Consider the following 14344-nt stretch of genomic DNA (forward strand, 5'->3'; position numbering starts at 1 on the left):
CGAGGAAAAGCCCCGAGCGGGAACGTTTTCGGGCTGGTTGGATGTTGACCCTGGTACGACAGCTCGTCGAGCTAGAGAAGAGGCGACGTGACTACTGTTCTGACCCCCGCGAGCCCGCTGACGGCCGCTGACCGCTGCGACCGCTGCGGCGCCCAGGCGTACGTACGCGTCGTCCTGCTCAGCGGCGGAGAACTGCTCTTCTGCGCCCACCACGGTCGCAAGTTCGAGCCGGAACTCAAGAAGATCGCCGCTGAAATACAGGACGAGTCGGAGCGGCTCACGGCCGCTCCCGCATCCGCCTCCGAAGAAGAGCGCTGATACTCGCGTCCACGACGAGCCAGCACCGGCACAGACCGGCCAAGGGCGGCCGCCCCTCCCAGGGGTAGCCGCCCTTGCTCATGCCCCACTAGGGCCCTCAGGCCCCCGTCAGACGCCCGCACGAGGCGCTCTGGCCCCGCGACCCCAGTCCAGCGTCCGCATGACGTCGGACAGGCGCGTGTAGACGCCGGGACTTCCGGCACGACCGCAGCCGCTCCCCCAGGACACGAGCCCGATCAGCTTCCCCCCGGCGACCAGCGGCCCTCCGCTGTCCCCCTGGCAGGCGTCACGGCCCCCCTCCGCCTCCCCGGCGCACACCATGCCGGCGGCGAGGTACGTACCGTCGGCACTTCCCGGATAGGCCTCCTCGCACAGAGCGTCGGCCAGCACGTGCACGCGCGCCGCCCGTAGATTGCGGGCGTAGTCCCCGGCCCCCGTGACGTCACCCCAGCCGGACACCAAGGCACTCGTCCCCGGCCGGTACGACGGATCACCGGTCGCCGCCATGCTCACGACCGATGCCTGCGGCAACGGCTCGGCGAGAGTGAGCACGGCGAAGTCCCCCGCGTTGCTCGCCCCGTCGTAGCCCGGATTCACCCAGGTGCCCCGCACGGGGACCTCCTGCCCCCGGTCCGAGAGGAGGTCCGTACGGCCCGCGATCACCTTGAGGTCGCGCACGCGGCCCGGCGGGGAGCCGAGGACGTCCGCCCCCAGACAGTGGGCGGCGGTCAGGACGGTGGTGCGGCCGACCGCCACACCACCGCAGAACTGCCCCGCCCGCGTACCCCCGAACCGGTCACGACTGGACAGCGCCACCGTCCATGGACTCTCCGACACGTCGATCGGGAATCCGCCGACGACGATGCTGTCGGCGGCCACGGGGACGGCCGACACCAGCGGTATGGCTGCCGCCGCGGCCACCAGAACCAGCGGCCGGGCCAACGCCCGGGCCATGCGACTCCGCATGCCTGCTCCTCACTCCAGGGGGTTGATCAGACACCCAGAGTCATGCAGAGGAGGGCGGTCCGCAGCACGAAGGCCCGGTTCCCTCTCAGGGACCCGGGCCTTCGACGTCGTACGACCGCGACCTAGTCGAGGTAGTCGCGCAGCACCTGCGAACGCGACGGGTGACGCAGCTTCGACATGGTCTTGGACTCGATCTGGCGGATGCGCTCACGCGTGACGCCGTACACCTTGCCGATCTCGTCGAGGGTCTTCGGCTGACCGTCGGTGAGACCGAAACGCATGGAGACGACGCCCGCCTCGCGCTCGGACAGGGTGTCCAGGACGGAGTGCAGCTGCTCCTGCAGAAGCGTGAAGCTGACCGCATCGGCCGGAACGACGGCCTCGGAGTCCTCGATGAGGTCGCCGAACTCACTGTCGCCGTCCTCGCCCAGCGGGGTGTGCAGCGAGATGGGCTCGCGGCCGTACTTCTGGACCTCGATGACCTTCTCCGGGGTCATGTCGAGTTCCTTGGCCAGTTCCTCCGGGGTGGGCTCACGGCCCAGGTCCTGGAGCATCTGCCGCTGCACGCGCGCGAGCTTGTTGATGACCTCGACCATGTGCACCGGGATACGGATGGTGCGGGCCTGGTCGGCCATCGCGCGGGTGATCGCCTGACGGATCCACCAGGTGGCGTACGTGGAGAACTTGTAGCCCTTGGTGTAGTCGAACTTCTCGACCGCGCGGATCAGACCGAGGTTGCCCTCCTGGATGAGGTCCAGGAAGAGCATGCCGCGGCCGGTGTAACGCTTGGCCAGGGAGACCACCAGACGGAGGTTGGCCTCCAGGAGGTGGTTCTTGGCGCGGCGACCGTCCTCGGCGATGATCTCCAGCTCGCGCTTGAGCTTCGGAGCGAGCTTGTCGGCGTTGGCCAGCTTGTCCTCGGCGAACAGACCGGCCTCGATGCGCTTGGCGAGTTCGACCTCCTGCTCGGCGTTGAGCAGCGGGACCTTGCCGATCTGCTTGAGGTAGTCCTTGACCGGGTCGGCGGTGGCACCGGCGACGGCGACCTGCTGGGCGGGCGCGTCGTCCTCGTCGTCGTCGGAGAGGACGAAGCCCTTGTTCTCAGCCCCCTCCTCTTCCTCTTCGCCGGGCTTCGCGTCTTCGAGGACCTCGTCCTCGGCGGCCTCGGCGTCGTCCTTGCCGGCGGTCGTCTTCTTGGCCGTCGCCTTCTTGGCGACGGTCTTCTTCACGGCCGCCTTCTTGGCGGTCGTCGTCTTCTTGGCAGCGGCCTTCTTCGCGGGCGTCTCGTCCTCGACGGCGGACTCGGCGGCGGGCGCCGCCGGCGTGGCGGTGGCGGTGGCCTTCTTGGCGGTCACCGTCTTCGCCGCGACCGTCTTGGTGGCGGTGCGCTTGGCCGGACTCTTCGCTGCGACGCTCTTTCGGGTGCGCTTGGGCTCCGCGGCACTGACCATCAGCGTCACACCCTCTTCCTCGAGGATCTGGTTGAGGCTGCGCAGTACGTTCTTCCACTGAGTGGCCGGAATCTGGTCAGCTTCGAAGGCCCGACGCACGTCATCGCCGGCGATCTGCCCCTCAGCCTTTCCCCGCTCGATGAGCGCCATGACAGAGACGGACTCGGCGATCTCCGGCGGGAGCGTACGGGATGTGCTGGCCGACACGAACAACCTCTCGGAACGTTGGAAAACGGCTTCCGGCCCCGTCCATGACGGACAGGAGCCGACCACCGGCCTTGGGGATGGGCCGACGGCGCGGGCGGGGGCCGGGGAGATGCACAGCGCCTTGAACGGCGTCCGTATTCCCTCCGCGGCTGTCACCTCTTAGGTCATCGCGCTGCTCCCGCGAGCGTTACGCCCAATCTGCGTGGCCCGAGTCACACCCCGTAAGCGCGCAAAAACGGTCAGATGACGCCATAGAAGGGCATCCTCCGCCTTCACCTGGGCGCTCCGGCGGACTTACACCACATCACACCGCCGGACCCCGCAGGATTCCCTGAGGATCCTGCGGGGTCCGGCGGGAGGCGGTTCGACGGCCGGGCGATGCCACCGGAGGGGGGAGGCACCCCCGGCCGTGCCGCCCTCGGTGCACGGTCAGTGCTCGCGCGGCGCGGGCACCACGCGCTCCACCTCGGGGTGGACCGTCAGAAGCTGGCGCATGGCCGTCTCGGCCCCCGTACGGTCGCCGGCGGCAAGGGCGTCGACGATCCGGCCGTGATGGGCCAGCGAGGTCTCGGTCGGGCGGTCACAGCCGGTGACCGGGCTGCCGGAGACCTGGAGAGCGGCCGACACGATCCCGGAAAGGTGCTCCAGCATGCGGTTGCCCGCGAGCTGGATGAGCAGGGAGTGGAACTCCGCGTCGGCGCGGGAGAAGGTCAGCGCGTCGCCCTGCCCCATGGCGTGGCCCATGATCTCGACCATGTCGGCCAGCCGCTGCTGGAGGTCCTCACGCCCGTGCCCGGCGGCGAGGCGGGCGGCGAGCGGCTCGATCGTCCAGCGCAGCTCGCCCAGCTCGCGGCGCTGGTCGTCGCGCTGCGGCCCGTAGGCCCGCCATTCGATGATGTCCGGGTCGAGGAGGTTCCAGTCACTGACGGGGCGCACGCGCGTGCCCACGTTCGGGCGGGCGCTGACCAGGCCCTTGGCCTCCAGAACACGGAGCGACTCGCGGACGACGGTGCGGGACACCTCGAATCGCTGGCCGATCTCCTCGGGCACCAGCGGACGGTCGGCGCCCAGGTCCCCGGAGACGATCATCTGGCCGAGCTGCTGGACGAGTTGGCCGTGCAGCCCGCGCCCGCGGCTGCCGGTGCTGCGTCGGCCCACGCGACCCAGATCGTGGTCCGCGCCGTCCCAGGAAGGGGCACCGAGACGGTCGGCGGCCGGGGCCTCGGCGTAGGGGTAGCGGTCGAGTTCGCCCGGGCCGGCGAGACCGGAGTCTGCGGAGCGGGCGGCGGTCATCATGGTGTGCGCAAGGGTACTCACGGATCCTTTGTCGGCGCCGTCTCCAACTCCCTTGAGGTCTTTGGTGAAAAGCACACGAAAGGGTGATCGCTCACCCCGTCGCAATTGACGCCTTATCGGAAAGAAATGGGCTTTCCCCGGGGAGTTGTGCGCAGGGTGGAAGCGTTGGGGCCGCGGACGGTCGTCATCGGACCCTGCTCCGCAGGGACGTGAGCAGATATGCACACAGCAGGGCGGTCAGCGACAACGTCAGCGCGCCGCCCACAGGTTGGACGAGCACACGCGCCGCCGCCGACAGGTAGCGCTCTCCGCCGAAGGGCCACTGCAGGAGGAACACCTCCCGCGCCCGCGCGGGAAATCCGGCGGCTGCCCTCACGGACGCCCCCTCCAGGGCCTTGTGCACAAGAGGTACGACGAGAACCGGTACGGCGACCACCGCGGCGAGCCCGGCCGTGGTGGACCGGAAGATTCCCGCGGCCAGCACACCGGCCCACGCGCACCCGACCACCAGCCCCATCCACTGGGCACCCAGCGACAACCAGTCCGCCGGAACTTCCGTGAGCTCCCGTCCGTAGACGAGATAGAGCACTTCGGCATCGCAGCCCACGGTGAGGAAGGCCAGCAGCAGCGCGGTGGCGGCGGCGACCACGAGTTTCGCGGCGAGCAGCCCCAGCCGCCGGGGCACGGTGCCGCGGTCCGCCGCCAGGGCGGGGTGGCGGAACTCGTCGCCGAAGGCGAGCGCCCCGAGCAGCCCGGCGCCGAGTGCCGCGGGCGGCAGCGGGAGTTCCCGCGGCCAGGCGGCCAGCAGACGCGGCTGCGGGGTGTGCCCGACACGCGCCAGGAGTACGGCGGTGAGGGCCGAGGTGACGAGGACGGCGGCGCCGGTGAGGAACCCGGTCCCGACTCCGGCCGCGCGGCGCAGCTCGTAGCGCAGCGGCCGCAGGGGGCTCGGCGCGGCACGGACGGAGATGGGAGGCGGAAGGGGGGACGGGGAGTCGATGGTCTTGACGGTTTCGGCGGAGCGAGCGGCTGCCACCGCTCCTGGAAGGCGACGTTCCACGGCACTCGCACCGGCGCGCGTATCCGATGGATCGGACGCCTGCGAGGCGCCGGATTCCCGCTCCGCGCCGTCGGATCGTGTCCCGGCGGGTTCCGGCAGGTCCCCCGAGGGGGCCGGTACGGCGCCCGGGCCCATGTCTCCGATCTCGTCGGCGAGTTGGTGGACGAGGACGCCGTGCCGGAAGGCGGCGTCGCCCACGTCGGCACACGTACTGCCGTAGACCGAAAGACGGTTGCCGCCCTCCCGTACGACTTCGACGGAGCGCCGGGCGGTGCGGGCCTCCTTGGTCAGCAGGGCCGCGAGGCGTGCGACGTGAGGGCTGCGCACGGCGACCCGGGGGCGCAGCCGGGTGCGGGCGAACTCCGCCGCCTCCTGGTCGGCGACGAGCCTGCCCTTGTCGAGCGTGACCACGCGGTCGGCGGCGCGCGCCGCCTCCTTGGGGTCGGCCGTGGTGAACAGGACCGTGCCGCCCTGGGTGGCGTGCGCCCGGAGCATGCCGTACAGCCACTGGCCCTCACGGGTGGAGAGGCCGTCGGCGGGGTCGTCGAGCAGGAGGGTGTGCGGGTCCGGCAGCAGGGCGCAGGCCAGGCCGAGGCGGCGGTCCATGCCGCGCGCGAGGGTGCCCAGCCGCTCGTCGCGCAGGCTGACGAGGCCGACCACCTCAAGGACCTCGTCGGCCCGCCGGACCGGGACGCCCGCTGCGGCGCACAGCATGCGCAGGTGGCCGCGTACGGTGCGGGCGGGGTGGCCCGGCACGTCCCCGAGGAGCACGCCGACCTCACGCGAGGGGTGGGCGACGCGGTGCAGGGGGCGGCCTCTGAAATAGGTGATGCCACGGCCCTGTTGGAGTTCGAGCATCAGCCTGAGTGCCGTCGTCTTGCCTGCGCCCGCCGCTCCGAGGAGCACGGTGACACGGCCTGCGCGCGCCTCGAAGGAGACGTCGTCGACTGCGGGCGGAAGATCCTTGCGGGAGTTGCTGGTCAGTCCGAAGGCCTGGATCACCCGTAGCAAGATAGCGCGCTATGTCCGTTTTCCCGGGTACCGCAAGGCCAGCTCCGCCGTGGGCCGACGGTCCTTCGACGATCCCGTCCGGATCCCTGTTCGCCGTTCGGAACAGGGACCGGGTTCGCGGCTCGGGGTGGGTACCGCTTCATGGTTCGAGACGGGGCCGGTTCGCGGTTCGGTCTCGTACCTGCCGGCTGTCGGGCCGCCGTTCCTCGGTGTCAGACCTCGGGGCGCAGCATCGGCGGGTTGAGCAGGGTGGCGCCGCCGGCACGGAAGAGCTGGGCGGGACGGCCGCCCTGCCGGGTGGTCGTCCCGCCGGTGGGGACGAGGAAGCCGGGTGTGCCCGTCACCTTGCGGTGGAAGTTGCGTGGGTCGAGCGCGACGCCCCAGACCGCCTCGTAGACCCGGCGCAGCTCGCCGACGGTGAACTCGGGCGGGCAGAACGCGGTGGCCAGCGACGAGTACTCGATCTTCGAGCGGGCGCGCTCCACGCCGTCCGACAGGATCTGGGTGTGGTCGAAGGCGAGCGGTGCGACCGGTTCGCCGTCACGGCCGTAACCACTCTGCTGCAGGAGTTCCTCGACGGGCGCCCAGCGCGCGTTGCTGGCGTCGCCACCGGCGCGGGGAGCGGGCAGATCGGGGGCGAGGGCGAGATGGGCGACGCTGACCACACGCATCCGGGGATCGCGCTTGGGGTCGCCGTAGGTCGCGAGCTGTTCCAGATGGGCGCCGTTGTCCTGCACCGGGACGGCGGGATCGTGCGCGTGCAGTCCCGTCTCCTCGGCCAACTCACGTGCCGCGGCCTGTGCCAGATCCTCGTCGGCCCGTACGAAGCCACCGGGAAGCGCCCAGCGCCCCTGAAACGGCGCCTCCCCCCTGCGCACCGCCAGCGCACACAGGGCGTGACGGCGCACGGTCAGCACGACCAGGTCCACGGTGACGGCGAAGGGCGGGAAGGCTGACGGGTCGTAGGGCATGCGGCGATCATAGTCGTCTGCCTGACGATAAACAGTCCCTTCGTCGGCCGCCTCGACGGCAGGTCCGCGGCGGTCCGGCCGCGGCCTCACGGATCGCCGCCGACCGTCCGCGCCGGTGTCGTACGAGGTCACGCTCCCAGTTGGAGGCCGTCGGCCGCCTCCTCGACCATGGCCAGGCCCAGCCGGCTGACCCGCAGGGAGAAGGGCGCGCCGGCGACCCGCAGCCCGGTCAGGCTGAGCTCCCCGAGGGGCGCGCCGCGCATCGGGCGCAGCGTCACGGTCCCGGCGGGGGCGTCGGGGCGGATCCCCGCGAGGGTCGTCAGCAGCAGGATGCCGGAAGCCGCTGCCGTCGCCGAGGGACGGCAGGCCGCCGGATGGGGAAGCGGCGCCCCTCCCTCCGTACGCTGCTCCCCCGCGTACATCTCGGGGAGACGGAAGCCGAAACTCTCCGCTGCCGCCAGTAAGCCCCGCAGCAGCGAACCGGCCTCCTTCTCGTAGCCGGCGGCGGCCAGACCCGCGACGGCGACCGCCGTCTCGTGGACCCGTACGGCACCCGTGCGATGGCCGAAGGGGTTGTATCCGGCCTCCTTCACTCCCAGGCCCCGCAAGCCCCAGCCGGAGTCCATGGCCGGGCTGCCGAAGAGCCTGGCGAGCTGCCCGGTCTGGACCCTGTCGAGGAGCCCGGGTGCCCTCTCGCCACCGCCCAGCAGTCCGGTGTCGAGCAGGTGGACGGCTGTGGCACCGAGCTGCGGGACCAGACGTCCGTCCGGGGCGCGGGCCGTCGCCGGCCGACCGCCGCCGCGGTCCTCGATCCAGAAGTCCTCGCGGAAGGCGGTGCGCAGCTCCCGGGCCCACCGGCGCAGCTCGGAGCCTCCCGGCCTGTCGAACGCGTCGAGCAACTCGGCGCCGAGCTGGGCCGCGCGGTGGGCATGGGCCTGTGTCTCGCAGCGGACGGGTCCCCCGGGCTGTGGGTCGGGCAGATACGTCCCGTCGCCCACGGTCGTCCGCAGCCAGGCCAGGCAGCGCTCGGCCGCCGGGAGCAACTCCTCCACCTCGGGCTGCGGAAGTCCCCACCTCCTGGCCTCCGCGAGGAGCGTGGGGAAGAGCAGGGTGGCCTCCGTGGCCGTACAACCGGGCGGCAGATACGCTCCCGCATCCCGTCTCGGCCCGGGAATCATGCCGGACTGCGGTCCGACGCCCGGGAGTTGGCTGCGCGCCAGGGTGCGCAGGGTGCCGGCCGCGAGCCTGGTGCCGAGCGGCAGCGCCATCCTGGCTGCGGCCAGCGCCTCGGCCGGTGCCATCCCGCAGCGCCAGGGGGCTCCTGCCGCCAGGTGCGTGTCGGTGGGGTGAGTCGGGTCGCGCAGCAGCAGCGCCCGGAGATCCTCGATGCCGGTGTGCAGCAGCGCCTGGACTCCGGAGTGGTCACCTGTCGCACGGGCGGTGGCCAGAGGACTCGTCGCCGCACGCCCTGCGGGCCTGACAGGTCCCGTGCCGTCCGAGCGCACCCGCAGTTCCACGCTCGCCGTGCCGCCCGGGGGAAGGTGGAACTCCCAGCGCAGCAGTCCCGCGGAGGCCAGGGCATCGGCGGGCGGCGGATCGGCCGTGACCGATACGCTCCCGTCGGCGCCGGACCAGCGCAGGCCGGAGTCATGGACGCTGGCGGGAAGTTCGGGCCCCGCTCGTCCCGAAGCGATAGCGCCCAGGTCCGCCAGGTCGGTGCCGAGGGCCACCTCCACCGGCAGGCGGAGCGGGTGGAGGGCCGCGCTGTGGAGCGTGATGCGTTCCGTGCCGTCCGCGTGGCGGGTGCGTTCGACCACGACGTCCGGGTCCGGACCGGCGCCGGGTGAGGCCCGCAGTGTGCCCACGAACCGGGCCTGGTCCGCCGCCGTCGTCCGGGCCTGTACGGCGATCGGTTCGCGACCGGCGACGCGAACCTGGCAGCGGGACAGCACGCGCCGGCCCGCGCGGTAGAAACCCTCCAGGCCGTGACCGGTCAACTGCCCCTGCTCCGAGGAGATGGCGAGTCCTGGGAGCGCGACGCAGACGAGGGTGGCGTGCGCCGGGGGCAGTTCCACGGAACGACGCGAGGGTGGGGGCGGGGACGAGGCGGAGGCCGAAGTCGAGGTCGCGCTCGCACGCGTGGCCTGGGTCGTGGTCGGTGGCAGGTGGGGCTGTGCAGTGGGTGGGGTCGAGCGATGCGGGCGAACGACGGGCGACGGCACAGGGCGTCGCCCGGTGTCCGCCCATGGGGTCGTTTCCTGGTCCTGCCCCGTGTCCCGCCCGGTGGGTACGGACAGGCGCCCTGGCCCTTCCCGTGGAGGAAGCCGATCGTCCGTATCCGGTGGGAGGTGCTCCCGCTCCTCGGGGGACGGGGAGGGCACGCCCTGCTTCGGCCAGGACGCGGCGGGACCGTCGAAGGGCGAGCTGTCGTCGGCGGCGGAGGGCGGAGTCGGCTGATGCAAGGGGCTGCTTCCTCTGCGCTCTGTGCGCCTGGGTCGTGTTCGGCGCCGGGTGGAGGGCTCCTGGGGGACAAGGGCGGGGCGGCACCCGTCCAGGGATTCCGCCACTCAGGTGAACGGGGCGGACCTCTTCGGGGTCACGCCCGCTGCGACAGATGCCTACCGAATGGCGGCGGGGGCGAACTCGGCGAGTCCCGCACCGACCGGGCATCGGCCCGCCTGCCCCCGCGTCCCTCGACGGCCCTCGCTCCGCCCCGGCCCGGCCGACCCCGTCCCCGCGTGGCTTGCCCCTCGCTCGGCGGCAGAAGGCTTGCCAGATGCGCGCACCCCCGTTCCGCACCCACGCTCCGCCTGTGCGCAGCCCGCCGGCGAGGCCACTGAGCACACTGCCCTTGTCCCGGCAGTCCTTCATCCCTCCCCCTGGGCGTCTTCTCCCGGCCGCGCTCCGGGGCAGGCACCGCGCCGGTGTGTGCCGCTCCGGCCCGCGGCGCGTGGGCGCAGGTTCTCCTTCTCCGACGGTCGTGGACGCGTGGCCCCCGCTCCCGGAGCACCGGGCCGTGGAGCACCTGTCGGTCGTGTGCGGGCGACGTGGGACTCGTCCGCCCGCGTCGATCGGGTGCGGGCATGGGACTCGTCCGCGTCGGCGGGTCGTGTGCGGTCTGAGGATCCCTCCGTCCCCGGCAGCCGTCCCTCGACGCCCGCGGAATGGTGACGGCGTTCGACGCCACCGCCGGGCCGGGTCCGCCGTCGTCGACGCGACGTCGGCGCGGGCGCCGCCGCCGTACTCTCTTCGCCGACCCCCGGCCCGTTCTGCGGCACGGGAGCTTCGCCGAGACCGGTCATGTCCCGCAGCGTCGGGGCTCCGGTGATACCGGTGACGGCCCTCTGCGCGGGCATCACGACTTCCTGCGGGGCCGCCGACAGGACCGCCCCCTCACAGCCCTCCCGTTCACCGCCCTCTCCTGCGGCTGCCGAGCGGGCACGCACCCTGCGTGCCTCACGTTCCGCGCGCAGACAGCGCCGGATGGACTCCGGGTCCAGCCCTTCGTTGCACGCCTGGTGCAGGAGGCGGGCGAAGAGGTACTCACGATCGGCACCCAACGCCATGGCCATGGCTTCTCGGGCCTCGATGTCATCGCCTTCCGACCAGGCGACCCAGCCGGCGAGAGTGAGCGGGGCGGCGGCGTGCTCGCCGTACGACCCGACGCAACGGCGGGCCAGGGCTCGCCAGAGACGCAGTGCCGGACCGGCCTCGTGTACCTCCACCCACTCGGCCGCACGGTCACGGGTCACACGGTCCTGCAGGCCGAGGATCAGCGTGGCCGCTTCCTCGTGCCCGAGCAGTTCGTCGTCACGCAGGTCCGCCAGCAGCGCACCGGAGAGGGGCGCTGCTTCAGCGAACCGGGTCATCACCCGCTCGGCGAGCGCCACGGTCTCCTCGGCCACGTCCGCCCTGCCTGCCTCGTCGAGCATCCTGGGGACCAGCGCCATGCTCGTGGTGTCCAGGACCGCCTCCTGCTCCAGTGCGGAGGCGGTCTCCCAGGGCAGCAGCCGAGCCCGCAGCTCGCGGAGTGTGCCGCGTACTTGAAGCCCGGCGTAGGTCGCTGCGGCGGCCAGCACCGAGGTGCCGGGCAGGCCCATCGACTTCCCGTCGGGAGGACAACATCCCTCGCTCGGACAGCAGTAGGACCAGAAACGGCCGTCGGAGATGCACAGTGCCTCGATGACGGGCACGTCGAGGCGCCCGCACTCCGTGCGCAGCAACCCGGCCAGCCGGGCCAACCGGTTCATGACCTGCCGCCCCTTCTCCCCCTTGGCGGGTTCCTGGCAGAGGTAGGCCACCATCTGCTCCGGCTTGGCGCCCCTGCGCTCGCTGCCCGTGATGAGGCCGTGGGCCAACTGCCGGGCCGCGGCCTCCCAGTCGTCCTCGTTGGACGGGATGCCGAGCCGCGCACGGCCGCCGAACCGGCCGCGACCTCCTCGGTCGTGCAGGGCGACCAGGACGATGCTGTCCTCGGGGCGGTACCCGAGCAGGTACGGCAACGCGTCGGCCAGTTCGGCCGGGGTACGCAGGGTGACCTGGTGGTCGCCTCCGCGGGCGTCGTACGTCACGCACTCGACGTGTTCGCCGACCCCTGCCGTGGGCTTCCCGCCGTCCGCGCCCGAGGCTCCTGGCCCCTCATGTCCGTCTCGTCCGCCGATGTCGCCGTTCTCGGAGGATCCTGCCGTTTCGCTGTGATTCGTCATGCGCAGACGATCTCGCAGATCGCCAGATCCCGTTGGGCCCTGTGGATAACTCCGGTCGGGGACACACCAATCTCGGCTCGCATGGGACCGGCAGCCGTGGCCGGCGGTCGTGACCGGCCAGAACCACCAGCCCGTCGACGACGGGCAACCTCAGCCCGCCGCGGCAAGGACCAACGGAAGAACCCCTGCACCGCCTGCCTGGCGGAGCAGTCGGGCAGCGACGGCGAGGGTCCAGCCGGAGTCCGTGTAGTCGTCCACGAGCAGGACAGGGCCGGGCGACTGGGCCAAGGCGCCGGCCAACTCGTCGGAGACACCGAAAGTGCCGGACAACGTCCTGAGGCGCTGTGCGGAGTTGCTGCGACGGGCCGCGTGTGCGCCGCTCGGCCCGGTGTACGTCAGGGTCCCCAGGAAGGGAAGGCGGCCGATGTCCGCGATCCCCTGAGCGAGGGAACCGACCAGTTGCGGGCGGGCCAGCGACGGCACAGCGACGATCCCCACCGGCCGGGCGGAGGCATCCGGGACACTCGACGCCCAGCCACCCGGAGAGCGCGCCCAATCGGCCAGCACCGCCACGGCTGCCCGCAGGACGTCGTCGGGAACCGGTCCGTCGGGAGCGTTCTCGGCGAGCAGCGGGCGCAGCCGGTTGCCCCAGCCGATGTCCGAGAGCCGGCCCAGGGCACGCCCGGTGGAACACTGCTCCTTCGCCGGGATACGGCCCTTGAGGTCGATGCCCAGGGCGGGCATCCCTGTCGGCCACATCCGGCGCGGCTCCACCTCCACCCCTGGGCGGTCCAGTTCCTTCGCCGCCCCGGTCAACGTCTCCGAGGAGACGGTGGAATCCGCCCAGGCCCCCGCACAGTTGTCGCAACGGCCGCAAGGGATCGCCCCTTCGTCGTCCAACTGCTGGCGCAGGAACTCCATCCGGCACTGGGACGTACTCACGTAGTCCCGCATGGCCTGCTGCTCGGTCGCCCGCTGCCGCGCCACCCACGCGTACCGCTCCGTCTCGTACACCCACTCGGCTCCGGTGGCCGTCCAGCCGCCCTTCACCCGCTTCACCGCGCCGTCGACATCCAGCACCTTGAGCATGGTCTCCAGCCGACTGCGCCGAAGGTCGACCGCCGCCTCCAGGGCCGGTACGGACAGCGGCCGTCCCGCGTCGGTGAGGGCCGAGAGGGTCTGGCGGACCTGCGCCTCGGGCGGGAAGGCCGTGTCGGCGAAGTAGCGCCAGATGGCTTCGTCCTCCTTGCCCGGCAGCAGCAGCACATCGGCGTGCTCCACGCCTCGACCGGCGCGCCCCACCTGCTGGTAGTAGGCGATCGGCGAGGACGGCGAGCCGAGATGAACCACGAATCCCAGGTCCGGCTTGTCGAAGCCCATGCCCAGCGCGGACGTCGCGACCAGGGCCTTCACCCGGTTCTCCTGAAGGTCGACCTCGGCCTGCAGTCGGTCGGCGTTCTCCGTGCGCCCCGTGTAGGAGGCCACCGGGAAGCCTCGCTGCCGCAGGAAGGCGGTGGCCTCCTCGGCTGCGGCGACGGTCAGGGCGTAGATGATCCCGGAGCCCTGCAACTCCTCCAGGTGCTCGGCGAGCCAGGCCAGTCGGTGCGCGGCGTCCGGCAGCCGGACGACACCCAGCCGCAGGCTCTCCCGCTCCAGCGGGCCGCGCAGCACCAGTGCCTCGCCGGCGCCGGTACCCAACTGTTCGGCCACATCCGCGGTGACCCGCGCGTTGGCGGTAGCGGTGGTGGCCAGCACCGGAACGCCGGGGGCGAGCTCGGCGAGCATGGCCCGCAGCCGGCGGTAGTCGGGGCGGAAGTCGTGTCCCCAGTCGGAGATGCAGTGCGCCTCGTCGACCACCAGCAGGCCGGTCGTCGCCGCGAGCTTGGGCAGCATCTGATCGCGGAAGTCCACCGAGTTGAGACGTTCCGGACTCACGAGGAGCACGTCGGTCTCCCCGCGCTCGACCTCCTCGTAGATGGCGTCCCACTCCTCCGGGTTGGCCGAGTTGATGGTCCGCGCCCGGATACCGGCCCGCGCCGCCGCCTCGACCTGGTTGCGCATCAGTGCCAGCAGCGGCGAAACGATCACCGTGGGGCCGGAGCCACGTCGGCGCAGCAGCGCGGTGGCGACGAAGTACACCGCCGACTTGCCCCAGCCGGTGCGCTGCACCACCAGTGCACGCCTGCGCTCCTCCACCAGAGCCGCCACCGCCTGCCACTGGTCCTCGCGCAGCCGCGCCGAACCCCCCGGGGCACCGACGAGCTCGGCGAGGATGACATCGGCTTCAGTACGGAGCTCCAGGTTGTCCATGCCCCCATGCAACCCGATGGCACTGACAATCGGCGACTTCACCCCGCG

9 protein-coding genes are annotated in these 14344 nt (G+C 72.0%); 1 reads left to right on the forward strand and 8 read right to left on the reverse strand.

Translation table 11 applies throughout. The features are described from left to right. Positions 1-87: 87 nt before the first annotated feature. Positions 88-318, forward strand: a complete 231-nt coding sequence (locus ACZ5VD_RS39825) for a DUF7455 domain-containing protein (RefSeq protein WP_468554109.1) — start codon at positions 88-90, stop codon at positions 316-318. Between the two features lie 108 nt (positions 319-426). Here the strand turns inward: ACZ5VD_RS39825 and ACZ5VD_RS39830 are convergent, their stop codons facing one another. The 8 genes from ACZ5VD_RS39830 to ACZ5VD_RS39865 all read right to left on the reverse strand — a co-directional run bounded on the left by ACZ5VD_RS39830 (position 427) and on the right by ACZ5VD_RS39865 (position 14296). After that, complete coding sequence (locus ACZ5VD_RS39830; protein ID WP_468554108.1) at positions 427-1284, reverse strand: serine protease; 858 nt, start codon at positions 1282-1284, stop codon at positions 427-429. Positions 1285-1406: 122 nt separating this feature from the next. Further along, entirely contained in the window at positions 1407-2942 is a 1536-nt protein-coding gene (locus ACZ5VD_RS39835; RefSeq protein WP_468554107.1) for an RNA polymerase sigma factor, read from the reverse strand. Between the two features lie 429 nt (positions 2943-3371). Next, positions 3372-4259: a FadR/GntR family transcriptional regulator gene (locus tag ACZ5VD_RS39840; RefSeq protein ID WP_468554106.1), complete on the reverse strand. Its 888-nt coding sequence runs from the start codon at positions 4257-4259 to the stop codon at positions 3372-3374. A 163-nt stretch (positions 4260-4422) separates the two neighbouring features. Next, positions 4423-6300: an ABC transporter ATP-binding protein gene (locus ACZ5VD_RS39845; protein WP_468685341.1), complete on the reverse strand. Its 1878-nt coding sequence runs from the start codon at positions 6298-6300 to the stop codon at positions 4423-4425. A 221-nt stretch (positions 6301-6521) separates the two neighbouring features. Next, the gene (locus tag ACZ5VD_RS39850; protein WP_468554104.1) at positions 6522-7280 is read right to left on the reverse strand and encodes an NUDIX hydrolase; all 759 of its coding nucleotides are present in this window, start codon (positions 7278-7280) and stop codon (positions 6522-6524) included. Positions 7281-7408: 128 nt separating this feature from the next. Further along, positions 7409-9355, reverse strand: coding sequence for an amylo-alpha-1,6-glucosidase (locus tag ACZ5VD_RS39855; RefSeq protein WP_468685343.1), 1947 nt, complete (start codon positions 9353-9355; stop codon positions 7409-7411). Between the two features lie 792 nt (positions 9356-10147). Further along, a complete protein-coding gene (locus ACZ5VD_RS39860) occupies positions 10148-11986 on the reverse strand; it encodes a DUF4192 domain-containing protein (RefSeq protein ID WP_468685344.1) in 1839 nt (612 codons plus the stop codon). Positions 11987-12136: 150 nt separating this feature from the next. Further along, complete coding sequence (locus ACZ5VD_RS39865) at positions 12137-14296, reverse strand: RecQ family ATP-dependent DNA helicase (RefSeq protein WP_468685346.1); 2160 nt, start codon at positions 14294-14296, stop codon at positions 12137-12139. Positions 14297-14344 lie beyond the last annotated feature (48 nt).

Source organism: Streptomyces sp. NPDC032822, assembly GCF_055578825.1.